The organism is Cupriavidus sp. CuC1, from assembly GCF_044627735.1.
Taxonomy (GTDB): Bacteria; Pseudomonadota; Gammaproteobacteria; order Burkholderiales; family Burkholderiaceae; genus Cupriavidus; species Cupriavidus ulmosensis.
In genome coordinates this window covers 1-22,070 of record NZ_JBIUHC010000037.1, presented here as the reverse complement: position 1 = coordinate 22,070, position 22,070 = coordinate 1, and the positions used below count along the sequence as shown (strand labels likewise).

The window sequence follows — 22,070 nt, the reverse complement described above, 5'->3', positions numbered from 1 at the left end:
AGCTATCCTGAGAAGACTTGCATCGGCTGATGCGCCCCAGACGTCACCGGAGGCGGATCCCGTGCGAGCCCCGCGCATGCCGTGACGTGCGGGCCCCTGGGGGTTTTATGTAGTGCCCATCGACCATCAAGGAAACGTCATGCCGGCAGTCCCGACCCCGCTGAATCCACTGAACGCACGCCTCAAGCACACCCAAGCCAATCACAACGGCACCTCTGCCCTGAAACCCAACGGCTCTCCCGCCAGCAGCGTCGTCGTCGCCAACGGCCAAGCACAGCCGAACCCGGTGCCCCGGCTGGATTTCATCCAGCAGTACCACGAGGACAGTGGCGCGCTACGCGGCGAGATCACGCGCGGCCTGCTTGCCGGCGCCGCCAGCATCAGCCCCAAATTCTTCTACGACGTGCTCGGCTCCCGCCTGTTCGAGGCCATCACCGACCTGCCCGAGTACTACCCCACGCGCACCGAGGCCTCGGTCTTTTCGGCATTTGCTCCCGCCATGGCCGCGCGCGCCGGCAGTGGGTGCGTACTGATCGACCTTGGCGCTGGCAACTGCCAGAAGGCGGCCCGGCTCTTCGGCAGCCTGCAGCCGGCACAATACGTGGCGCTCGATATCTCGGTGGAATTCCTGCGCGGCACGCTGTTCTGCCTGCAGCAGCAGCATCCGCAGATCCCCATGCTTGGCCTGGGCGCCGACCTGTGCGTGCCGCTCGACCTGCCGCCCGAAGTCAGGCACGGGCGCCGGCTGTTCTTCTATCCGGGATCGAGCATCGGCAATTTCGCGCCGGCCCAGGCGCAGGCCTTGCTGCAGCGGCTGCGGGCCGCGGCGGGCAGGGGGGATGGCGTGCTGATCGGCGTGGACCTGCTCAAGGACGAGCAGGCGCTGGTGGCCGCGTATGACGATCCGCTAGGCGTGACCTCCGCCTTCAACCGCAATGTGCTGCGCAACCTGAATCGCATCGTCGGCAGCGACTTCCAGCTTGAGGACTGGCGTCATGTGGCCAGCTTCGACCGCGAGGGCTCGCGTATCCAGATGCACCTGCAAGCCGAGCGCGAGGTCACCGTGCGCTGGGCCGAGGGCAGCCGCGACTTCCACGCGGGCGAGCAAATCCACACTGAGGATTCGTATAAATACCGCCCGGACGACTTCGCCGCCTTGCTCGAGGCTGCGGGCTTCGACGATCCGGTCTGGTGGACCGATCCGCGCGGCTGGTTCGCGGTGTTCCACGCCAGGGCCTGAAGCCTGCGGGCCGCCCGCGCGGGGGCGGGCGGGGCTGGTGTCATAATGCCCGCATCTCTCCGGCGAAAGGTGCGGCGCATGGCGCACGCGGCTCGCCGGGCCACGCAACCGGGTGCGAATCCCATTCTCCGGCAGGGTGTTCGATGAGCGGCTTCTCCATGCTTCCCGACCTTCATTTCAACGGCGGTAAGGCCGTCTGGGCCGACGCCCGGCGGCTGCCGCGCGAAGGCCTGGCACAGGCACTGGTGGAAGCGCGCAACCGCACCCTGGCCTGGCTGGCAGCCTTTGGCCAGACCCGGCGCGGCTGGGAGGTGCCACGCCAGGAGTTTGCCGACCCGCCGCTTTGGACGCTCGGGCACGTGGCCTGGCATGCCGAATGGTGGTGCCTGCGCGACGTGCGCACGCTCGAGCGCGATGGCGCCTGGCTGCAGGTGGCTGGTGTGCCGTCACTGCTGACCGGCGCGGATGAGTGGTTCGATCCCGATCGCATCGATTCCGATGCCCGCTGGGAGGTGGCGCTGCCTGACGTGGCAGTCGTCAAGCGTTACGCCGCCGATGTGCTCGATGCCGTCCTGCGCCGGCTGGCGGCGCAGCCCGACGATGGCGATGCCACGCTCTACGCCTGGCGCCGCGCGCTGTTTCACGAGGACCGCCAGGGCGAGGCCATCGCCGCGCTGCTGCAGGCGCTGGGCGTTGCCCCCGTGGAGCCTGCGATTGCCCTGCCATCGGTATCGGTGCCGCAAGGCGGCACGTTGCAGTTTCCCGGCGGGCGTTTCATCCAGGGCTGGAACGAGCCGGATGGCTTCGCGCTGCCCGATGAACGGCCGGCGCAGCCCACCTATGTGCCGGCTTTCGAGATGGATGCCGCGCCGGTCAGCAATGCCCAGTTCCTCGATTTCGTCGAGGACGGCGGCTATGAGCGCGCGTCGTGGTGGTCGGCGGCGGGGCGCCAGTGGCTGATGATGCAGGATCGCTCGGCGCCGCGTTACTGGGCCCGTCATCCTGAGTCGCGGGCCTGGATGGCCCTGCGTTTCGGCAGTCTGCGCACGTTGAACCCTGACGAGGCCGTGCGTCACGTCAGCCTGTTCGAGGCGCAAGCCTGGTGCGCCTGGGCGGGCCGGCGCCTGCCGATGGAAACGGAATGGGAGCTGGCCGCCGTCCAGGATCGCGGCGGCCTGCGCTGGGGCATGGTGCGCGAGTGGACGGCGACGCCGTACGAGCCCTACGCGGGATTCGAGGCGAGCCCCGCCGATATGGAATACGTGTACTGCTTTGCCAGCCACCAGGTGGTGCGGGGCACCTCTTTCGCCAGCCCGGCGCGCCAGCGTCATGCGCGTGCGCGCTTGGCACTGTTGCCCGAGGACGATTTCGCGTTCGTCGGCTTTCGCAGTTGTTCGATGTAGCGGGGCGCTGGCTGCCCGTGGCGAGCGCGGATGGTTGAAGCGGCCAGCGCAAAGAAAAAGGCACCCGAAGGTGCCTTTTTCTTTGCGCTGCGAGAGCTCACCGCCGAAGCGGTGAGCCCATTGCGCCGGGCGCATTAACGTTCCGAATCAACGCTCCGAATCAACGCTCAAAACGCGAGCGGCCGCCGGTGTTGCCGTTGCCGTTGCGCTGGCCGCCGCCGAAGCCGCCGCGGTTGCCGTCGCCGAAGCTGCGGGGCGCGCCGTCACGGTTGCCATCGCGGTTGCCGAAGCTGCGGCCTTCGCCGCCACGGTAGCCACCGTTGCCGCCATTGCCGGCTGCACCGCCGCCGAAGCCGGCGCCACGATTGCCGTCGCCAAAGCTGCGGGGAGCTGCGCCGTCACGATTGCCGAAGCCACGGTTGTCGCCACCGCGATAGCCGCCGCCTTCGTTGTTGAAGCTGCGCTGGCCGCCGGCCGCGCCCTGGCCGCCCTGGCCACGATAGCCGGTGCTGTTGCCATTGGGGTTGCCCAGGCTGCTGCGGTCGCCGAAGCCACGGTTGCCGTCACGGTCGCCGAACGGGCGATCGCCTGCGGGACGCGCGGCGCCATCACGGCTGCCGAAGCCGCGGCTTTCGCCGCCGCCGAACTTGCGGTCGCCAAAGCTGCGGTTTTCACCGCCGCGATAGCCGCCGCCATTGCTGTTGCCACGGTAGCCACCGCGGTCGCCACCCGGCTTGCCGGCGAAGCCCGAACGCGGCTTCGGCGAGCGACGCGGCTCCAGGCCTTCGATGACCGATGCGTCGACACGGTTGTTGGTGAAGCGCTCGATGCGCTTCCACTGGAACATGTCGCCGTGGTTCACCAGGTTGATGGCGACGCCCGAGCGGCCAGCACGGCCGGTACGGCCGATACGGTGGACGTAGTCTTCGGCTTGCTTGGGCAGGTCGAAGTTGACCACGTGGGTGATATCGGGCACGTCGATGCCGCGTGCGGCCACGTCGGTTGCCACCAGGATGCGCAGGTTGCCGCGGCGCAGCGAGGTCAGGGTGCGGTTGCGCGCGCCCTGGGTCATGTCGCCGTGCAGCGCGCCGGCTGCGAAGCCGGTGTCCGACAGGCGCTCGGCCAGCGAATCGGCATCGCGCTTGGTCGCGGTGAAGACGATGGCTTGCTTGAGCGTGGTGTCGCGCAGCAGGTGGTCCAGCAGCTTTTCCTTGTGCGACATGTCGTCGGTGAAGTGCAGGCGCTGTTCGATATTGCTCTGGTCGGCGCGGGTCGCGGCGATCTCGATACGTTGCGGATCGCGCAGTTGGCGCGAAGCCAGTTGGGCGATGCGGCCGTCCAGCGTGGCCGAGAACATCAGCGTCTGGCGGGTGGCCGGGGTAGCGGCAACGATGGCGTCGATGTCGTCGGCGAAGCCCATGTCGAGCATACGGTCGGCTTCGTCGAATACCAGCATGTCCAGTTGGGACAGGTCGATACGGCCGGCTTCAACGTGGTCGAGCAGGCGGCCCGGCGTGGCCACCAGGATGTCAGGCATCTTGGACAGCGCGGCGAGCTGCTTCGGGTAAGGCATGCCGCCCAGGATGCTGGCGCAGACGATGCGGCGCAGGTGGCGGCCGTACTTGGCGGTGGCTTCGGTAACTTGCAGGGCCAGTTCGCGCGTGGGGGTCAGCACCAGCAGTGCGGGTTGCGCCGGCGACGGACGGGGGCGCTTGCCCTTCATGCGCTTGACCGGATCGTCCGAACGCGGGCGATTCGGCGAAGCCTTCTCGCTGATGCGCTGGATAGCCGGCAGGATGAAGGCGCCGGTCTTGCCCGAGCCGGTCTGGCTCGAAACCAGCAGGTCGCGACCAGCCAGGAAGGCGGGGATCGCTTGTGCCTGCACCGGGGTCGGCGTGGTGTAGTTCAGTTCAACCAGGGCGCGAAGAATGGCTTCTTCGAGGCCGAGCTTGGCGAAGCCGTTTTCGGCATCGATGGCAACAGCGGCAGGCGCCACGGCGGCTTCCGGGCTGAGGATGGCGTCGAGCTTGTCGAGCGGGCTCGGTTCCTGGATAGCGGGGGTGGCGATGGCTGCGGCTTCGATCGATGCGTCGGCGGCGGAGGCAAAATCTTGCTCCGCACGAATGTCGTGCTGGGTCATGTCGTAATTTTCTTTAAATGCATGGCACCCCATGCCGAACTAGCGAACAGGGGCGGGCGCAGTGCAAAGTCTTAAAAAGGCTTCGGCGCCAATCGGTGAGGCCGTTACGACAGACACAGCTGGCAGTACGGCGGCAGGCAGGGTGGCACCGGGCACAAGGCCGGGCGACAGTCCCTGGCAGGCAAACAGCTCTATAGAGCTATTCAACAGGATCGGAGACGAGGCGACGTCGGTGAGAAATGCGTTCTGTCGGGTATCACCACTTGGCCTTGATGCAGCAAACAACACGACAACATAAAGCAGGCCAGTCGGCGGGACCGGGGAGCAGAGCTTGAGAGCGGGGGCGGTATCGCCTGCCGGAAGAACCCGGCTGGCGTGTTGCACAACTCACAGTGCGAACTCACGGCGCGAATTATAGCAGAAACAAAAGTGAGTTTGTTGCACTGCGATAGGAATTCCTTTCTAGGACCAAAAGGCCGCGTTTTGCGTTCCATGCAGCACTTTTAAGGCGATTCCACGCCCTTGCATTCAAAGTTGCATCCCCGGGCTGCCTGCCTATACTGAAGCCGTCGGGCACACGGTTGCTCGGCAAGGTAGCGGACCTGGAATACCCGCTGACCTTCCTCGGCGCTTTGCTTTAAGTGCTGCTAGCCGCTGATATCGCGGCAGTCGGCGTCACTGCCAGCTTTCCTTCGACTCTCCGGGTGGTCCGGAGGGACGTCCGCGTCATGGGCGGAATCATGGGAAATGCTGCTTGCAACGACTGTTGCCGCGATAGCGCCGGCGTTGACCTGGAAGGTCCGGACCGTCCGCAACCAGCCCGCCAGTTTCCTGGCGGGCTTCTCGTTTGTGGGGCGACGCGTTGCTCGCTGTACCTCACTACGCCGCTGCGTTTCCTTCTCGCGACATAAGTAGTCCATTGATACCTTTGCTAACAGCCTGAAATCCCGGGTCAGGCTATTCTTGGCGCTAATCAAGACTGGCAAATGGGATGGCGAGATGCGAAGGATTGTGTTGTGCGCAGCGGCAGTGACGAGCTTGATGAGTGGGCTGGCCCTGGCGCCGGCAGCGCTTGCCCAGGTATCCCTCAATGTGGCGATTGGCGTTCCACCACCGGCACCGGTCTATGAAGCCGTCCCGGTCGCTCGTCCGGGTTACGTCTGGGCGCCCGGCTATTGGGATTGGGACGATCGCGGTCACAAGCACAAATGGAAAAAGGGCAAATGGGAGCGCGAGCGTGCCGGCTACGTGTACGAGGCGCCGCGCTGGGTGCAGGCCAGCGGTGGCTGGGTGCTGGTGCCGGAGCGCTGGGACGGACGCGGCGACGGCGGGTACCGCAAGAAGGACAAGGGCTATCACTGCCCGCCGGGACACGCCAAGAAGGGCGAATGCTGAAGCGGGTCCCCGCGCGTTTCTGGGCCGGAGAGGATTTTGATATACTCCGTGCCTGCTCCAGGATGTGCGCCGCCAAGGTGTACTGACGTATCCGGGAGTGTCTAACGTCCTCGCCGTAGTTCAATGGATAGAACACGCGCCTCCTAAGCGTGAAATGCAGGTTCGATTCCTGCCGGCGGGACCACAAAATGGTTCGCAGAAGTTCTCTGAAGTTCTCCCCTCCCAAGTAAATCAAGGCCTCGCGGGCGCCACGAAAAAATGCCAAAGCGCATAGAACCGCTGAGGGTGCTGCTGACGGAGGTGGGCGCCGCGCTCTATCGGCTGAGCAAAGATGCGCAAGTGAGGGTCGCGCTGGGTATGTGATGGGTACGCGTTACGATTTCGTTACCGGGTGGCTCGGGAACCCCGAATAGACTGAACGGTACAGGCCCCTCAATCACGTGGGCTTTTGGAGATCGAGATGCGGAAGATCAAGATGTTCGCCAGCCTGGCGATGGCGGCGTGTACTCTCACTTCGATTGCAGGTTATGCCCAAGATAGGGGCCCTGGCGGCGATGAGCGCGGAAGGCCGCCCATGGGCCACGATCAGGGACAAGATCACGATAGAGGGGGCTACAACGACCGCGGTCGGGATGGTGACCATAGCCGGCAAGGCGACCGCGGCCGGGACAGTGACCACAGCCGGCAAGGTGACAGAAGTTGGGAAGGCGACAGGGGCAGGGGACAGGTGGATAGGGGGTATGGTCCTGATCGTCGCGCTGATCGCCCGGGCCCTGGCAGCTGGCATAGAGGTGAAAGGGGCCCCCCGGAATACCGCCAGCGTCAGTACGTGATCGATGACTGGCGCTCCTATCGGCTGTCGCCTCCGCCGCGCGGATACCAGTGGGTGGGGGTCGGCGGGGATTATTTCCTGGTCGCCATTCCGACCGGCGTAGTCTTCCAGGTGGTCATCGGGCGCTAGACTGCGGAGAACAAAAAGCCCGCCTGGCGGCGGGCTGTGATGATTTGACGATCGGCCTTAGTGCCGATGAATCAGATGGTCAAACCATGTCTGAACGGCACGCTGCTGTGTCGAAAGTAGGGTCGGATCACGCTCGCGGAGTACCCAGACAACGATCGCGCATAGCGCTAATCCGATAAGCAGGACGACTAGCGAGGCAACCATGGCGGCCTCCTATTGGGTGGCTATACAACCAGTGTAGGCCGTTCCCGTCGCGGAGTGGCAACAACAGGCCCAACGCATGCCATATACCAAACGCTCTCGCGTCCGTTCAAGGCCGCGAAGTCCCAGAGGCGCTTAGCCAAGGTGCTCTTGCCTGTTCCTGGCAGGCCTTCCACCAAAATCAATGGCACGCTTGACCGCCCTCCAATGTCCGCAACTCGCCACTCCTGCACAAAGCGTAGCGTTTCACCGCGACTGCCGCCAGAAATTGCAATTCAGTGGCTTGTCGCCACATGGCGCACGCCTCAATGCGTCCCCATCTTCGAAAACAGCTGAATCACTGCCACCCCGGCAATGATCAACCCGATCCCCGCCCAAGCCGCCAGATCCGGCACCTGCCGATACAGCACGCTGGCGATCAGCGGCACGAGCACGATCCCCGCGCCGCACCAGATCGCGTAGGCGATGCCCACGGGCACGGTCTTCATGACTTGCATCAGCAGGCAGAAGGCGCCGACATAGCCGGCCACCACCAGCACGCTTGGCCATAGGCGCGTGAAGCTCTCGGAAGCCTTGAGGCTGCTGGTGGCAATGACTTCGGCTGCGATGGCGAGGGCCAGTAGTACGTAGGCGTTCATCGATGGGTCCTTCTGATTGGCTGTCGCTGGGGCCACATTTTCCCATAGCTGCCCGGCTGGCCTCGCTAGGTGTACAGTGCAAAGCATGGTCGAAGCCGCTTTGCGGGCTGACGATCCCTCCTTTCGGGTGGTTGTCCCGTGCCGGGATGCCATCTTCAATCGGGAGTAGAGCGCGTTGTTCAGGCGCCGGTAGTCCGGAGTCTCGTTGTAAGGTGGTCGCGGTTGCCCCGACCAGCTGGCGGACGTGATAAAGCCAGCGGCGGGTGAGTCAGGTTCTAGGGGGGCGTCATGAAAGGCGAGGATGAGCTTCAGACCGTGTGGCCGCAGGTGGATGGCCAGACGATGGGTCAGGGGGTCTGGCAGAACACGATTGCCGCGGCCGATGTTGCGCTGGAAGAGGCGTCGCGTATCCAGCGAGGCGTGCAGCACAACATGAGGCTCCAGCAGGAGGTGAGGGCGCTGCGCGAGGAGTTGCGCAAGGCGCACGGCGAACTGGATCGCTACCGTGGCATGCATGCGCGCGTGGTGGTTGGCATGCGGCAGCTGGAGGAGGACAACGCCGGCGAGATGAGTCGCCTGCGGGCCGAAAGCGAAATGCTGATGGTCCGCCACCGGGTCTACAAGCTGCTCTCCGAGCATTACGCGCTCACCCGCTGCGCTTCGATCCTGCCACGTTTGCCGAGCACCGCGACCGGGTGCTGCAGCACATCCTGTTTCAGCGACGCAAGGGCACGCCGATTTCCGGGATCGGCGCGGCGGATATCGCTTTCCTGCTGCTGTAAGCGCTCGCGCTTATCCAGCCTTAGGGGCGGCGCGCGGGCGCAAGACCATCAGCGCCAGCATGCCGCCCACCACGCCCCAGAAAGCCGACCCCACGCCGGCCAGCGTCATGCCTGAGGCCGTGATCATGAACGTCAGCAGGGCGGATTCGCGCTCGGCCGGCGTTTGCATGGCCGTGGTCAGGCCGCTGGCGATCGAGCCGAGCAGGGCAAACGCGGCCACCGCCACGACCAGCGCTTTGGGGAACGCCGCGAACAGCGCGGCGATGCTGGCTGCCAACGCCCCCGCGACCAGATAGCCGATGCCGCAAACCACCGCTGCCGTATAGCGCCGGTTGCGGTCGGGATCAGCTTGCGCGCCGGTGCAGATGGCCGCGGTAATGGCCGCCAGGTTGATGCCGTGCGAGCCGAACGGGGCGAGCAGGGCGGAGGCGATGCCGGTGACGGTGATCAGTGGCGAGGCCTGTATGTGATAGCCGTCGGCGCGCAGCACCGCCAGCCCGGGAATATTCTGCGACGCCAGCGCGACGATGAACAACGGTACCGCGATGCTGACGAAGGCTTGCAGCGAGAATGCCGGCGTGGTCCATACCGGCCTGGCCAGCGCGAAATGGAACGATTCGAAATGCAGCTGGCCAAGCGCGTCGGCCAGCGCTACGCCCACCAGCAGCACGCCCGGCACCGCGTAGCGTGGCCAGAAGCGCTTGCCCAGCAGGTATAGCGCGAACATCGCCAGCAGCAACAGGGTCTGATGCTGGGCTTGCACGAACACGTCGACGCTGATGCGGAACAGGATGCCGGCCAGCAGCGCGGAGGCAATGCTGGCGGGCAGCGCGCGCATCAGCTTGTCGAACCAGCCGGTCATGCCGGCGGCGGTCATCAGCACGGCGGCCATGACAAAGGCGCCGATGGCCTCCGCGTAGGGCACGCCGGGCAGGCTGGCGATCAGCAGGGCGGCGCCAGGCGTGGACCAGGCCACGACGATGGGCGCCCGCGTCAGCAGGGACAGCCCGATGGTGGTCACTCCCATGCCGATGGACAACGCCCAGATCCACGAGGCGACTTGCGCGTCCGACAAATGGGCCGCCTGGCCGGCCTGGATCATCAGCACCAGCGAACTGGTGTAGCCGGTCAGCATGGCGATCAGCCCGGCGACCAGGGCGGAGACGGAGAGATCGGTCAGCTTCAGGGCAGCGGTGGACATGGGGCGGGGCACGGGACGGGCATTCGACGCAACGCGTGCGGAAAAAGTGGCTGGGCCGCCATCTTCGCACGAGTTGCGCCGTTCTGGCCTCGCGCTCAGTCGGCGACCTTGTCGCTCGGGAACTTGAAGGAATCGCGCAGCAGGTAGCTCATGGGGATGTCGAGGTTGACCCCTTGCGGCGGGATCGGCGACTGGAACCACTTCTTGTAGAGCTTCTGGGTATCGAGCGAATAGATGGAGGCGACCAGGGTCTTGTCCACCAGGCGCTTGAACTCGGCGTCCTGCTTCGACAGCATGATGGCGTAGGGCTCGATCGTCAGCAGCTCGTTGGTGACGGTGTAGCTGGCCGGGTCGCGCGCGTTGGCACGCAGGCCGTAGAGCAGCACGTCGTCCATCACGAATGCGTCGGCCTTGCCTTGCTCGACCATGGCGAAGGCTTCGGCGTGGTCCTTGGCTTCCACCACGCGCATTTGCATGGCGCCGCCGCCGTTGATCTGGCGCACCACCGCTAGCGATGTGGTGCCCACCGTGGAGACGACCGTCTTGCCGCGCAGGTCGCCCAGCTTGCGGATGCCGGAGTCGGTCTTGACCAGCATGCGGCTGCCGGCGATGTAGTGCGGAATGGTAAAGGCCACCTGCTCGCGCCGCTCGCGGTTGTTGGTGGTGGACCCGCATTCGAGATCGGCCTTGCCGTCGACGATGGCGGCGATGCGGCTGGCCGGCGTGACCGGCACGAATTCCACTTTGAGGCCCGGGAGCCGGAGCGCGCCGCGCAGGGCATCGGCCACCCGCAGGCACAGGTCGATGGCATAGCCATGGGGCTTGCCGTCGGCCACGAAGGAAAACGGCACCGAGCTTTCGCGGTGGGCGATGCGCAGCACGCCGGTCTGTTCGATGCGTTGCAGGACCGGCGTGCCGCCGGACTGCGCGGCGGCGCGCCCGGCGCTGATGGCGAGCGAAAGCAAAAGCAGGGTCGATAGCACTAGGAGCAGCGGCAGGCGCTGCGCACGCGGATGGATCATGGAATTCCCCGTACAAAGAAAAAGGCGTCAAGCGGAATTGGCGTTGGGTCGCCTGCACCGGTTCGGACCGGTTCTTGTATTGCTGCCGTTGTGCTGCGGCCTGCGGGCCGGCGGCCATTGTTCCACGGGGGCGAGCGGCTCGACAATCGTCATGGCGGGGGGTGTTGCGCGGCGCGCAACAGGCGGGCCGCAGGTGGGCGTTGACGGGGCTTTCCCTTACGGACTTGTACGACTAGAGCCGGCCGGAGTCGCTTGCTATGCTCCTTTCCGTGCCTTGCGAGCAGGGCACCGAGGAGAGACTCTTGGGCCCGCGCGAGCGCGGGCCCTTCTTTTTTTGTGGCGGCCGCAGGCGCGGGGTTTGCGCCGCCTCCGGCGAGGGCGGGCGGAGGTGGTCTACAATGCCGGCTACCTGGCACCCCGCCGCCCGGTTGCTGTCCGACGCCGGCGCGCGGCCGCGGGTTCAAGCCGCTTGAATTGCCTCCCTTTCGCTGTCTCCTTTCGTATTGCTCCCATGGCCCTGTTTTCGATTTCCGACGCCCAGCTTGCCTTCGGGCATGTGGCCTTGCTCGACCATGCCGACTTCTCCCTGGAAGCCGGCGAGCGCGTCGGCCTGATTGGCCGCAACGGCTCCGGCAAGTCGTCGCTGCTCAAGATCGTGGCCGGCTTGTCCGCGCCGGACGATGGCCTGATCGCGCGCCAGAGCGGCGTGACCTCGGCTTATGTGCCGCAAGAGCCGCAGTTCGAGCCTGGCGTGAACGTGTTCGATGCCGTGTCCCAGGGCCTGGGCAAGGTCCACGACCTGCTGGTCGCCTATGAAGCGGCGCTGGCGGCGCTGGACGACAACCACGACGAGGACTCGCTGGCCGAGTTGCACCGCCTGCAGTCGGAAGTCGATGCGGCCGGCGCCTGGGGCTTGCGCACGCGGGTGGAAACCACGCTGGCGCAGCTCAGCCTGAGCGCCGATGTGCGCGTGGATTCCCTCTCCGGCGGCATGCAGAAGCGCGTGGCGCTGGCGCAGGCCTTGGTGGCCGAGCCCGATATCCTGCTGCTCGACGAACCGACCAACCACCTGGACGTGGAAGCGATCCGCTGGCTGGAAGACCTGCTGCTGGCCTTCCGCGGCAGCGTGCTGCTGATCACCCACGATCGCGCCTTCCTGGACCGCGTGGCCACCCGCATCGTCGAGCTGGACCGCGGCCGCCTGGTTTCCTTCCCCGGCAACTTTGCCGCCTACCAGACCCGCAAGGCCGAGCAGATGGCCGCCGAGCAGGTCGAGCAGGCCAAGTTCGACAAGCTGCTGGCACAAGAAGAAGTCTGGATCCGCAAGGGCGTGGAAGCGCGCCGCACGCGCAGCGTGGCCCGTATCCAGCGCCTGGAGACGATGCGTACCGACCGCGCGGCACGCCGCGACGTGCAGGGCAACGTCAAGCTGGAGGTCTCGCAAGGCGAGCGCTCCGGCAAGATCGTGGCCGAGCTGACCGATGTCAGCAAAGCCTATGGCACCAAGATGGTGGTGCGCGATTTCACCGGCACCATCATGCGCGGCGACAAGGTCGGCCTGATCGGCGCCAACGGCGCGGGCAAGACCACGCTGCTGCGCCTGATCCTGGGCGAGCTGGCGGCGGACGCCGGCACGGTCAAGAACGGCAGCAACATGCAGGTGGCGTATTTTGACCAGATGCGCACGCAGCTGGACCTGGAGCGCTCGCTGGCCGATACCATCAGCCCGGGCAGCGACTGGGTCGAGATCAACGGCCAGCGCAAGCACGTCATGAGCTACCTGAGCGATTTCCTGTTCGCACCGGAACGCGCGCGCTCGCCGGTCAAGTCGCTGTCCGGCGGCGAGCGCAACCGCCTGCTGCTGGCGCGCCTGTTCGCGCGCCCGGCCAATGTGCTGGTGCTGGATGAGCCGACCAACGACCTCGACATCGACACGCTGGAACTGCTTGAAGAACTGCTGCAGGACTACAGCGGCACCGTGTTCCTGGTATCCCACGACCGGGCCTTCCTGGACAACGTGGTGACCTCCACCATCGCTGCCGAAGGCGACGGGCGCTGGCGCGAGTACGTGGGCGGCTACTCCGACTGGCAGGTGCAGTCGGCGCGCAGCGCGGCCATGCAGGACGCGCGCGGTGGCGAGGGCAAGGCCGCCGCGGAAACCACGAAGCCGCGCGAAGCCCGCGCGGCCAACCGTCTGGTCAAGCTGTCGTACAAGGAGCAGCGCGAGCTGGACACACTGCCGGAGCGCATCGCTTCGCTGGAAAACGAGCAGAAGACCGTGAGCGCACAGCTGGCGGACGGCTCGCTGTATGTGAGCGACGCGGGCAAGGCTGCGCAACTGGCGGCCCGCCACGACGAGATCGACCTGGAACTGCTGGGGGCGCTGGAACGCTGGGAAGTGCTGGAAGCCAAGACCAAGGCCGAGGCACAGTAAGGCCGACATCGCCTGCCATGACGATGGCTGTCTCTCCCTCTCCCCTCAGGGGGAGAGGGGAGAAACAACGGGCGATTGTTAGTCTTCGCGTGCGCTCACCCGCACCAGGCGAGCACCATGTTCGTCAGATCCACCATGAACGCCGGCCGCAGGTAGGCCATGAAGGCCAGCGCCAGCACCCCGGCCAGCGCCGCAATGCCCGCTGCCCGAAGCGCAAGGCCAGCGGGGTGTGCCGTGCTCATGCCGCCGCCGCCTGCGGCCGCGCGATCGCATGCTCGCGGATCGGCAGGTTGACCAGGGCCGCTACGACGCCCAGCCCGATCGCGATCATCCATACCGTGTTGTAGGTGCCGGTCCGGTCATACAGGAAGCCACCCAGCCATGCCCCCAGGAAGCTACCGATCTGGTGCGAGAAAAACACCACGCCCAACAGCATCGACAAGTACTGCACGCCAAACACTTGCGCGATGATGCCGTTGGTCAGCGGCACCGTGGACAGCCACAGGAACCCCATCATCGCGGCGAACAGCCAGGTGCTGGTGGCCGTGAGCGGCAGCAGCAGGTAACCGGCGATCACCACGGACCGGGTGATGTAGATCAGCGAAAGCAGGAAGCGCTTGGGCACGCGCTGTCCCAAGGCGCCGGCGCTATAGGTGCCGAACACATTGAACAGGCCGATCAGCGCCAGCGCCACGGTGGCGATCTTCGGGTCGGTCAGGCCCCGGTCCTTGAGATAGGGCGCCAGGTGCACACCGATGAACACCACCTGGAAGCCGCAGACGAAGTAGCCGAGCGTGAGCAACTGGAAGTTGCGGTTGCCGAACGCCTCGCGCACGGCCTGGCCGATGGTCTGCTGGAAACCGGGCGCGTGCGTTGCGCCTTGCGGCTCGCGCAGGCTGAAGGCCAGCGGCAGCATCAGGCAAGCCAGCACCGCCAGGATGAACAGCGCATTCTGCCAGCCGGCCGTTGAGATCAGCGTCTGCTCCACCGGGATCATCAGGAACTGCCCGAACGAGCCCGCGGCCGCCGCGATGCCCATGGCCCACACGCGCTTCTCGGGGCTGGCCACGCGGCCGATCACGCCGTACACCACGCTATAGGTAGTGCCGGACTGCGCAATGCCGATCAGGATGCCGGCGCCCGAGGCAAAGGCGGTGCCCGAGGTGGCCATGGCCATCACGACCAGGCCCGCCACGTACAGCGCAATGCCGACGAGCATGATGCGGAACCCGCCGAACTTGTCGGCCAGTGCGCCCGTAAACGGCTGGGTCACGCCCCACATCAGGTTTTGCAGCGCCAGCGCGAAGGCGAAGGTCTCGCGGCTCCAGCCGTGCGTTTGCGTGATCGGGAGGTTGAACAGGCCGAAGCCGTGCCGGATACCCATCGATAAGGTGACGAGTAGGCCACCGCAAATCAAGACTGTCGTGAGGGAGAGTGGTTTTCTTTGTGTGTTTTGAATCGTGTTCTGCATGGCGTCCTGCATCCTGGCTCGGTGTGCTTTGTGCTGTTGTGGTGCTGTTTTAGTTTTGTCGGCGCTGTCCGGAACCGCCTTGGCCACGCCGTGCGAGCGAGTGTACTCCGCATCCCGGGAGGGCGTCGGGCGCCACTCCGGTGCCGTCCGCGACATCGAATGTGTCGAATCGTGCACGGCGATCGTTGGTGACGATTGGCATCAAGACGGCTACCCGCTTCCATTACAATGCAGGCTGCCCGGCCCCCCTGGCTGGCGTGCGGCAACCGCGCCCCCGCCAAGGCTGGCCGAGAATCCCACTAAGCAAGCGACTCCATGGCGAGCAAAATCAGTCAGTACAGCGAATCCTCCATCCGGGTCCTGAAGGGCCTGGAGCCGGTCAAGCAACGACCCGGCATGTACACCCGTACCGACAATCCCCTGCACATCGTGCAGGAGGTGATCGACAATGCCTCCGACGAGGCCTTGGGCGGCCACGGTTCCGAGATCATGGTCACCCTGCACCGCGACGGCAGCATCAGCGTCGAGGACGATGGCCGCGGCATCCCGGTCGGCATCCATCCCGAAGAGCAGGTCCCGGTGGTGGAAATCGTGTTCACGCGCCTGCACGCGGGCGGCAAGTTCGACAAGGGCAAGGGCGGCGCCTACGCCTTCTCGGGCGGCCTGCACGGCGTGGGCGTCTCCGTCACCAACGCGCTGTCGACCCGCCTCGACGTGACCGTATGGCGTGATGGCAACTGCTCCACGCTGACCTTCTCCGGCGGCGACGTCACCGTGCCGCTGGCCACGCGCAAGCTCGAGCGCGGCGAGAAGAAGAGCGGCACGCGCGTGCAGGTCTGGCCGGACGCGAAGTACTTCGATTCGGCCACGATCCCGATGGCCGAGCTGCAGCGGCTGCTGCGCAGCAAGGCTGTGCTGCTGCCGGGCGTCAAGGTCACGCTGCTGCAAGAGAAAAATGGCGAGCGCCAGACCTGGCAGTACGAGCAGGGCCTCAAGGGCTACCTGGTGGAAGCGCTGGCGCAGGGCAGCGGCGCCGAACTGGTGGTGCCGATGTTCGAAGGCGAGCATTTCGCCGACCCCGACGCCAATCCGGGGGAGGACGGCTTCGCCGAGGGCGAGGGCGCTTCCTGGGTGGTGGCCTGGACCGAGGACGGCGCGCCGGTGCGCGAATCCTACGTCAACCTGATCCCGACCCCGGCCGGTGGCACGCACGAGTCCGGCCTGCGCGAAGGCCTGTTCCAGGCGGTCAAGAGCTTTATCGAGATGCACGCCTTGCAGCCCAAGGGCGTGAAGCTGATGAGCGAAGACGTGTTCGCCCGCGCCTCGTTCGTGCTGTCCGCCAAGGTGCTGGACCCGCAGTTCCAGGGCCAGATCAAGGAGCGGCTGAACAGCCGCGACGCGGTGAAGCTGGTGTCCACCTTCAGCCGTCCCGCACTGGAGTTGTGGCTCAATCATCACGTCGAGTACGGCAAGAAGCTGGCCGAGTTGGTGATCCGCCAGGCGCAGGCGCGCACGCGCGCGGCGCAAAAGGTGGAAAAGAAGAAGGGCTCCGGCGTGGCCGTGCTACCGGGCAAGCTGACCGATTGCGAATCCACCGACGTCACCCGCAACGAACTTTTCCTGGTCGAGGGCGATTCCGCCGGCGGCTCGGCCAAGATGGGGCGCGACAAGGAGTTCCAGGCCATCCTGCCGCTGCGCGGCAAGGTGCTCAACACCTGGGAGACCGAGCGCGACCGCCTGTTCGCCAACAACGAGGTGCACGACATCGCGGTCGCGATCGGCGTGGACCCGCACGGCCCCAGCGACGAGCCCGACCTGTCCAACCTGCGCTACGGAAAGATCTGTATCTTGTCCGACGCTGACGTGGACGGTGCGCACATCCAGGTGCTATTACTGACCTTGTTCTTCAAGCATTTCCCCAGGCTGATCGACAACGGCAACGTGTGCGTGGCCCGCCCGCCGCTGTACCGGGTGGATGCGCCTGCACGTGGCAAGAAGCCGGCCCAGAAGCTCTATGCGCTGGACGACGGCGAACTGGTGGCCATCCAGGACAAGCTGATGAAGGATGGCATCAAGGACGGCGGCTGGCAGATCTCGCGCTTCAAGGGCCTGGGCGAGATGAATGCCGAACAGCTTTGGGAAACCACCATGAATCCCGACACGCGCCGCCTGTTGCCGGTGGCGCTCGGCCATTTCGACCTGCCGCAGACCGTGGGCGTGATGAATATGCTGATGGGCAAGGGCGAAGCCGCGCAGCGGCGCACCTGGCTCGAGGAGCGCGGCAACGAAGTGGTTGCCGATATCTGATGTATCCCGGCGCACCACGTTCGAACCGATCGATACCTGCATGACGCAAGGAGTCCCGATGGCCAAGACCAGACCTGGCAGCACCCGTCCCCGGCAATGGATTGCCGCCGGCATGCTGCTGGCCTGCCTGGGCTTCATGCCTGCGGCCCACGCGGCGCTGTATGGCTATATCGACGATGACGGCGTGGCGCATTTCTCGGACGAGAAGCTGGACGAGCGCTACACCCTGTTCATGAAGAACGGCGGCGAGCTCAAGAGCCCGCTGCCTTACCGGGCTGGCGCGGGTGCCGGCGCTGGCAGCCAGATCGACCTGGAGACGCACAAGCTTTACCGCTATGTCGTCAACCATCCCAATATCGCCACGGTCGAGCCCATGATCCGCCAGATCGCGGCGGCGCAGAATGTCGATCCCGCGCTGGTCAAGGCAGTGATGGCGGTAGAGTCCGGCTTCAATGCCGGCGCGGTCTCGCCCAAGGGCGCGATCGGGCTGATGCAGGTGATTCCCGACACCGGCGCGCGTTTTGGCGTGAGCGCCGATGCCCGGCGCACGGTCGAGCAGAAGCTGGCCGACCCGCGCACCAATATCTCGGCCGGCGTGCGCTACCTGCGCTGGCTGATGGAGCTGTTCCCCAATGACCTCGAACTGGTGCTGGCCGCGTACAACGCGGGCGAGGGCGCGGTGCAGCGCTACAACAACAAGATTCCGCCTTTCCCCGAGACCCAGCAATATGTCAGCACGGTGCTGCAGTTCTATCGCTTCTACCGTCCGGGCGGCGCGCCCGCGGGGTTCGGCGGGGCGGGAGTCAATCGCGTCAAGATGGTGATCGGCGGCCGCCGCAACATGCCTTGATCCCATCCCGAACACCATAACGAACAACATGCAACCGGCGCACCGGCCAACGATGCGGTGCGCCGTCTTCTTGCCAATCCATGGAACAACAAGACATTCCGTTTGACCCAGGTTCGCCCGACAACGGAGCGGACTCGCTGACCCTGGCGCACTATGCCGAGCGCGCCTATCTCGACTACGCCATCAGCGTGGTCAAGGGCCGCGCGCTGCCGGAAGTGGCCGACGGCCAGAAGCCAGTGCAGCGCCGCATCCTGTACGCCATGCACGAGATGGGCCTGCGCTCCGACGCCAAGCCGGTCAAGTCGGCGCGCGTGGTGGGCGACGTGCTGGGTAAATTCCACCCGCACGGCGACCAGTCGGCCTACGATGCGCTGGTGCGCCTGGCGCAGGACTTCTCGCTGCGCTACCCTCTGATCGACGGCCAGGGCAACTTCGGCTCGCGCGACGGCGACGGCGCGGCGGCCATGCGATACACCGAAGCCCGGCTCACGCCGATCGCGCGCCTGCTGCTCGACGAGATCGACCAGGGCACGGTGGACTTCATCCCCAACTACGACGGCTCGATGGAAGAGCCCAAGCTGATGCCGGCGCGCCTGCCCTTTGTGCTGCTCAACGGCGCATCGGGCATTGCCGTGGGCATGGCCACCGAGGTGCCGCCGCACAACCTGCGCGAAGTGGCGGCAGCCACCGTGGCGATGATCCGCAACCCCAACATCACGCTGGCCGAGTTGATGGCGCTGATGCCGGGGCCGGACTATCCGGGCGGCGGCCAGATCATTTCGCCGGCGGCCGACATCGCGCAGATCTACGAGAATGGCCGCGGCAGCCTGAAAGTGCGCGCGCGCTGGATCATCGAGGAAATGGCGCGCGGCCAGTGGCAACTGGTGGTGACCGAGCTGCCGCCGAGCACCTCGTCGCAGAAGGTGCTCGAAGAGATCGAGGAAATCACCAACCCGAAGGTGCGCACGGGCAAGAAGTCCCTCACGCCCGAGCAACTGCAGCTCAAGCAAGGCATGCTGGCTGTGCTCGACGCGGTGCGCGACGAGTCCGGCAAGAACGCGCCGGTGCGGCTGGTGTTCGAGCCCAAGAGCAAGAACATCGAGCAGCAGGAATTCATCCAGACGCTGCTGGCGCACACCAGCCTGGAGTCCGGCGCGTCGATCAACCTGGTGATGATCGGCACCGATGGCCGCCCTCGCCAGAAGGGCCTGGCCGACATCCTGCGCGAGTGGATCGCCTTTCGCTTTGCCACCGTCACCCGCCGCACGCGCCATCGCCTGGGCAAGGTCGAAGACCGCATCCACATCCTGGAAGGCCGGATGCTGGTGCTGCTCAATATCGACGAGGTGATCCGCATCATCCGCGAGAGCGACGAGCCCAAGCCGGCGCTGATGCAGGCCTTTGGCCTGTCGGACCGCCAGGCCGAGGACATCCTGGAAATCCGCCTGCGCCAGCTGGCCAGGCTGGAGGCGCTGCGCATCGAGCAGGAGCTCAAGAGCCTGCGCGACGAGCAGGCCGAGCTGGATGTGCTGCTCAAGTCCGAGACCATGATGCGCCGGCGCATCATCAAGGAGATCGAGACCGACGCCAAGCAATACAGCCCGGAAGACAAGGATCCGCGCCGCACGCTGATCCAGGAGGAGCGCCGCGCCAACGCCGAAGTACGCGTGGTCGACGAGCCCGTCACCGTGGTGGTCTCGCAGAAGGGCTGGGTGCGCACGCGCCAGGGCCACGGCCATGACGCCCAGCAGTTCACCTTCAAGGCGGGTGATGCGCTCTATGGCACTTTCGAGTGCCGCAGCGTGGACGTGATGCTGGTGTTCGGCACCAATGGCCGCGCTTACACGGTGCCGGTGGCCGGTCTGCCCGGCGGGCGTGGCGACGGCGTGCCCGTGACCACGCTGATCGAGCTGCAGCCTGGCAGCCAGATCGCCCACACTTTTGCCGGCAGCGTCGACCAGCGCTTGCTGATCGCCACGCGCGGCGGCAACGGCTTCCAGACCAAGGTGGGCGATATGGTCAGCCGGCAGAAGGGCGGCCGCGCCTACCTGACGCTGGACGAAGGCGATGCGCCGCTGGTGCCCGCGCCGATCGGCGAGGAAGCCACGCACGTGGCCTGCCTGTCGGCCAACGGCCGCATGCTGCTGGTTTCGCTCGACGAGATCAAGTCGCTCTCGGCCGGTGGCCGCGGCGTGATCCTGATGGAGCTGGAGCCCAAGGAGACGCTGTTGCAGGCGATCGCAGTGGGCGCGCCGGGCCTGGTGGTGTCCGGTGCCGGGCGCGGCGGCAAGCCGAGCTCGCAGAAGCTCTACGGCCAGTTGCTGCTGCCTTATGTCGGCAAGCGCGCCCGCAAGGGCCGTGCGCTCGATCTCAGGCTCAAGGAGCCAAGCATCGAGCCGGTACGGATCGTGCCTCCGGCGAGCGGCAACTAAGCCGCGTCAACCCGAACTGGCCCTGCGCGACAATGCGCGGGGCTTTTTTCTTTACCGGCATGCCGGACCGCCCGGGCGGCCATGCCTCTCCCGTTACACACGATGCCCGTTACTCCTTCCCCCGCCGGCGACGATCCGATGGTAGCGCTAGCACCCCCGCCCACGCCGCGGCGCCTGTTCATCGAATTTGCGCGCATGGGGCTGTCCGGCTTCGGCGGCGTGCTGCCCTTCGTGCGGCGCGCCGTGGTGGACCGCAACCGCTGGCTCGGCGACCGCGATTTCGTCGAGCTCCTCAGCCTCGGGCAGGTGCTGCCCGGCCCCAACGTGATCAACCTCGCGCTGATGCTGGGCCTGCGCTTTGCCGGGCTGCGCGGCGCGCTGGCGGCCTTTGCGGGGCTGGTGATGGTGCCGATGGTGGGCGTGCTGGCGCTGATGCTGCTGTACGAGCACTACCGCGACGTGGCGGCGGTGCAGCGCATGCTTACGGGCATGACGGCGGTGTCGGCGGGCCTGGTGCTGTCGACTGGCTTCAAGCTGGCGCAGAGCCAGCCGCGCACCGTGCGCGGGTTGATGATCGGTGGCGCTGCGTTTGTCGGCATCGGGCTGTTGCGCTGGCCGCTGGTGCCGGTGATGGCGGTGCTGGTGCCGATGGGCCTGGTGCTGGAGTGGCGCAGCGAGCAGCTTGCGCGGCGCGCGCAGGCGCCGCTGGTGCCGCTGGTGCCGCTGGTGCCGCTGGTGCCGGCTGCTATCGAGGCGTCTTCCATGCCGGCCATGCCGTCCAGCGATGATGGCATCGATCCCGTGCCGCCCGTGACCAGGGAGGCGCAGCCATGAGCTCACCGAACGTGCTTTCCGGCCTGCTCACGCATTTCCTGATGCTGTCGTTCCTTGCCATTGGCGGGGCCAGCACCACGATCCCCGACATGCATCGCTTCCTGGTGGAGTCGAACGCCTGGATGAGCGACGCGCAGTTCTCCGCCATGTACGCCATCTCGCAGGCCGCGCCCGGGCCCAACATCCTGTTCGTCGCGTTGTTCGGCTGGCAGGTGGCGGGCCTGGCCGGCGCCATCGTCGGCATGATCGGCATCTGCGGGCCGTCCAGCGTGATCGCGCTCGGCTTCGAGTACTTTGCGGGCCGCTCACCGCAGGCGCGCTGGCCCGGCCTGATCCGGCGCGGCCTTGCTACGCTGACCATTGGCCTGCTGTTCGCAACGGGCTGGATCCTTGCTGCGAGCGTCGATCACCGCTGGACCGCGGTGGCAGTGACGGTGGTCACTATCGTGCTGATGCTGAAGACTAAGGTGCATCCGCTGGTGCTGGTGGCGTTGGGGGCTGGGGCGGGGTTGTTGGGGTTGGTTTGAGTCTGATTTTGGATGGGTGATGTGGTGGTGGCTGTTGGGGCCAAGAGCCACCATGCGCGGTCTTTCGCTGCTTCTTTGGGCGGCGTTGGTTTTTGGACCCAAGAGCCATACGACATCCCCCTGCGGGGGCTGCCGGTCACTTTTCTTTGCGCGGCAAAGAGGGTGGAGACAAAAGAAAGAAAGACCTATTCTTCCTAAACTGAACATGGAGATGCAGTCATGGGGAAGATGG

The 22,070-nt window shown here is 66.0% G+C and carries 15 protein-coding genes, 1 tRNA gene and 2 pseudogenes; 12 read left to right on the top strand and 6 right to left on the bottom strand.

All coding sequences use genetic code 11. The features are described from left to right. The first annotated feature begins 139 nt into the window (after positions 1 to 139). Both egtD and ACGLHR_RS17700 read left to right on the top strand, forming a co-directional pair. Positions 140 to 1,240 (top strand): L-histidine N(alpha)-methyltransferase, encoded by a 1,101-nt coding sequence (gene egtD / locus ACGLHR_RS17705; RefSeq protein WP_400095547.1) that lies wholly within the window; start codon positions 140 to 142, stop codon positions 1,238 to 1,240. Positions 1,241 to 1,383: 143 nt separating this feature from the next. Then, complete coding sequence (locus ACGLHR_RS17700) at positions 1,384 to 2,643, top strand: SUMF1/EgtB/PvdO family nonheme iron enzyme (protein ID WP_400095546.1); 1,260 nt, start codon at positions 1,384 to 1,386, stop codon at positions 2,641 to 2,643. A 160-nt stretch (positions 2,644 to 2,803) separates the two neighbouring features. Here the strand turns inward: ACGLHR_RS17700 and ACGLHR_RS17695 are convergent, their stop codons facing one another. Beyond that, the gene (locus tag ACGLHR_RS17695; RefSeq protein ID WP_400095544.1) at positions 2,804 to 4,783 is read right to left on the bottom strand and encodes a DEAD/DEAH box helicase; all 1,980 of its coding nucleotides are present in this window, start codon (positions 4,781 to 4,783) and stop codon (positions 2,804 to 2,806) included. 999 nt (positions 4,784 to 5,782) lie between these two features. On the opposite strand from ACGLHR_RS17695, the gene ACGLHR_RS17690 reads away from it, so the two are divergent. From ACGLHR_RS17690 to ACGLHR_RS17680, 3 genes are all read left to right on the top strand, one after another. Next, positions 5,783 to 6,178, top strand: a complete 396-nt coding sequence (locus tag ACGLHR_RS17690) for a hypothetical protein (RefSeq protein ID WP_400095543.1) — start codon at positions 5,783 to 5,785, stop codon at positions 6,176 to 6,178. Between the two features lie 109 nt (positions 6,179 to 6,287). Further along, positions 6,288 to 6,362 (top strand) — tRNA-Arg (locus tag ACGLHR_RS17685). 276 nt (positions 6,363 to 6,638) lie between these two features. Beyond that, positions 6,639 to 7,139: an RcnB family protein gene (locus ACGLHR_RS17680; protein ID WP_400095541.1), complete on the top strand. Its 501-nt coding sequence runs from the start codon at positions 6,639 to 6,641 to the stop codon at positions 7,137 to 7,139. A gap of 506 nt (positions 7,140 to 7,645) precedes the next feature. Here the strand turns inward: ACGLHR_RS17680 and ACGLHR_RS17675 are convergent. Continuing rightward, on the bottom strand, positions 7,646 to 7,978 hold the full coding sequence (locus tag ACGLHR_RS17675; protein WP_400095540.1) for a DMT family transporter: 333 nt from the start codon (positions 7,976 to 7,978) through the stop codon (positions 7,646 to 7,648). Positions 7,979 to 8,320: 342 nt separating this feature from the next. Here ACGLHR_RS17675 and ACGLHR_RS17670 point away from each other — a divergent pair. After that, positions 8,321 to 8,760 (top strand): annotated as a pseudogene (locus ACGLHR_RS17670) (hypothetical protein). A 10-nt stretch (positions 8,761 to 8,770) separates the two neighbouring features. Here ACGLHR_RS17670 and ACGLHR_RS17665 read toward each other — a convergent pair. Together ACGLHR_RS17665 and ACGLHR_RS17660 are read right to left on the bottom strand one after the other, a co-directional pair. Further along, entirely contained in the window at positions 8,771 to 9,961 is a 1,191-nt protein-coding gene (locus tag ACGLHR_RS17665; RefSeq protein WP_400095539.1) for a benzoate/H(+) symporter BenE family transporter, read from the bottom strand. A gap of 95 nt (positions 9,962 to 10,056) precedes the next feature. After that, a complete protein-coding gene (locus tag ACGLHR_RS17660; protein ID WP_400095538.1) occupies positions 10,057 to 10,983 on the bottom strand; it encodes an amino acid ABC transporter substrate-binding protein in 927 nt (308 codons plus the stop codon). A 511-nt stretch (positions 10,984 to 11,494) separates the two neighbouring features. Between ACGLHR_RS17660 and ACGLHR_RS17655 the strand changes: the two genes are divergently transcribed. Then, positions 11,495 to 13,417, top strand: a complete 1,923-nt coding sequence (locus tag ACGLHR_RS17655; protein WP_400095537.1) for an ATP-binding cassette domain-containing protein — start codon at positions 11,495 to 11,497, stop codon at positions 13,415 to 13,417. A 95-nt stretch (positions 13,418 to 13,512) separates the two neighbouring features. On the opposite strand, the gene ACGLHR_RS17650 is transcribed toward ACGLHR_RS17655, so the two are convergent. Both ACGLHR_RS17650 and ACGLHR_RS17645 read right to left on the bottom strand, forming a co-directional pair. Next, complete coding sequence (locus ACGLHR_RS17650; protein ID WP_267603862.1) at positions 13,513 to 13,659, bottom strand: hypothetical protein; 147 nt, start codon at positions 13,657 to 13,659, stop codon at positions 13,513 to 13,515. After that, positions 13,656 to 14,888 (bottom strand): MFS transporter, encoded by a 1,233-nt coding sequence (locus tag ACGLHR_RS17645; RefSeq protein ID WP_400095536.1) that lies wholly within the window; start codon positions 14,886 to 14,888, stop codon positions 13,656 to 13,658. Before ACGLHR_RS17645 ends, ACGLHR_RS17650 begins: the two co-directional genes overlap by 4 nt. Positions 14,889 to 15,203: 315 nt before the next feature. Here ACGLHR_RS17645 and ACGLHR_RS17640 point away from each other — a divergent pair, with 315 nt between their 5' ends. From ACGLHR_RS17640 to ACGLHR_RS17620, 5 genes and pseudogenes are all read left to right on the top strand, one after another. Beyond that, entirely contained in the window at positions 15,204 to 17,195 is a 1,992-nt protein-coding gene (locus ACGLHR_RS17640; protein ID WP_400095534.1) for a DNA topoisomerase IV subunit B, read from the top strand. Positions 17,196 to 17,253: 58 nt separating this feature from the next. Then, positions 17,254 to 18,045, top strand: a complete 792-nt coding sequence (locus tag ACGLHR_RS17635) for a lytic transglycosylase domain-containing protein (RefSeq protein WP_400095532.1) — start codon at positions 17,254 to 17,256, stop codon at positions 18,043 to 18,045. 80 nt (positions 18,046 to 18,125) lie between these two features. Then, positions 18,126 to 20,477 carry a DNA topoisomerase IV subunit A gene (gene parC / locus ACGLHR_RS17630; RefSeq protein WP_267603859.1) on the top strand — a complete coding sequence of 784 codons (2,352 nt, stop codon included), beginning with the start codon at positions 18,126 to 18,128 and terminating at the stop codon, positions 20,475 to 20,477. 102 nt (positions 20,478 to 20,579) lie between these two features. Beyond that, positions 20,580 to 21,152, top strand: a pseudogene (locus ACGLHR_RS17625) (chromate transporter); the annotation flags it as partial. 155 nt (positions 21,153 to 21,307) lie between these two features. Further along, positions 21,308 to 21,838 (top strand): chromate transporter, encoded by a 531-nt coding sequence (locus ACGLHR_RS17620; protein ID WP_318231975.1) that lies wholly within the window; start codon positions 21,308 to 21,310, stop codon positions 21,836 to 21,838. The last annotated feature ends 232 nt before the right edge of the window (positions 21,839 to 22,070 follow it).